Here is a 1,280-nt window from a genome sequence, read left to right as displayed (position 1 = left end):
CCGCGCCGGAGCCGGCGCGCAGGCCCGACCCCGCGCCGGAGCCCGGGCTGATCTCGTCCGCGGCCGGCGCCAGCGTCAACCAGGCCTTCAACCTGCTCGCCAACACGGTGTCGAGCCAGAACGCGCGCAGCCTGGAAGACCTCGTCCAGGACATGCTGAAGCCGATGCTCAAGGCCTGGCTCGACGACAACCTGCCGGTGATGGTCGAGCGGCTGGTGCGCGTCGAGATCGAGCGGGTCGCCCGCGGCCGCTGAGGTCGCGCGTGTCGCCGCCCGTGTTGACGGGAGGCCCGTGACGGGTTGAAAGCGGGCTCGAAATTCTCGAGACGGACCCGCGATCGCCCGCCCATGATGGACAAGACCTTCGACCCGGCCGGCGCCGAGGCGCGCGCCAGCGCCGCGTGGACGAGCGCCGACTCGTTCCGCGCCGGGCGGCCCGACCGGGCCGGTGCCGAGCCGTACTGCATCGTCATCCCGCCGCCCAACGTGACGGGCTCGCTGCATATCGGCCACGCCCTCAACAACACGCTGCAGGACATCCTCGCCCGCTTCGAGCGGATGCGCGGCCGCGACGTGCTGTGGCAGCCGGGCATGGACCATGCCGGCATCGCCACGCAGATGGTGGTCGAGCGCCGCATGATGGAGGCGCAGGAGCCGGGCCGCCGCGAGATCGGCCGCGCGGCCTTCCTCGACAAGGTGTGGGCCTGGAAGGCGGAATCGGGCGGCGCGATCGTCTCGCAGCTGAAGCGGCTCGGCGCCTCCTGCGACTGGTCGCGCGAGCGCTTCACCATGGGCGAGCGCGGCGCGCCCGACGAGCAGATGGTCCGCGCGGTCACGAAGGTGTTCGTCGACCTGCACGCGCAGGGGCTGATCTACCGCGACAAGCGCCTCGTGAACTGGGACCCGAAGTTCCAGACCGCGATCTCGGACCTCGAGGTCCAGCAGGTCGAGGTGAAGGGCCACCTCTGGCACTTCGACTATCCGGTGGTGGACGCGGCCGGCATCGAGACGGGCGACATCATCACGGTCGCCACGACGCGCCCCGAGACCATGCTCGGCGACACCGCCGTCGCCGTCCACCCCGAGGACGAGCGCTACGCCGCGCTCGTCGGCAAGCACGTGCGCCTGCCGCTGGTCGGGCGCCTGATCCCGATCGTCGCCGACGACTATTCCGATCCCGAGAAGGGCACCGGCGCGGTCAAGATCACGCCCGCGCACGACTTCAACGACTTCGAGGTCGGCCGTCGCCACGGCTGCCGGCCGATCAACATCCTGGACAGC

General features: G+C 71.2%; 2 protein-coding genes. Both read left to right on the top strand.

What is annotated here, in order from left to right; translation table 11 throughout:
* Positions 1-254 (top strand): DUF2497 domain-containing protein (locus FV223_RS27885; RefSeq protein WP_147729907.1); only part of this gene is annotated, 254 nt, incomplete at its 5' end.
* Positions 255-347: 93 nt separating this feature from the next.
* Positions 348-1,280: class I tRNA ligase family protein (locus FV223_RS27880; RefSeq protein WP_147729906.1), on the top strand; the 933-nt coding region annotated here is incomplete at its 3' end.

Source organism: Methylobacterium sp. WL116 (assembly GCF_008039455.1).
Taxonomy (GTDB): Bacteria; Pseudomonadota; Alphaproteobacteria; order Rhizobiales; family Beijerinckiaceae; genus Methylobacterium.
The sequence above is the reverse complement of the archived record's forward strand: the minus strand, read 5'-3'. Positions and strand labels throughout refer to the sequence as shown.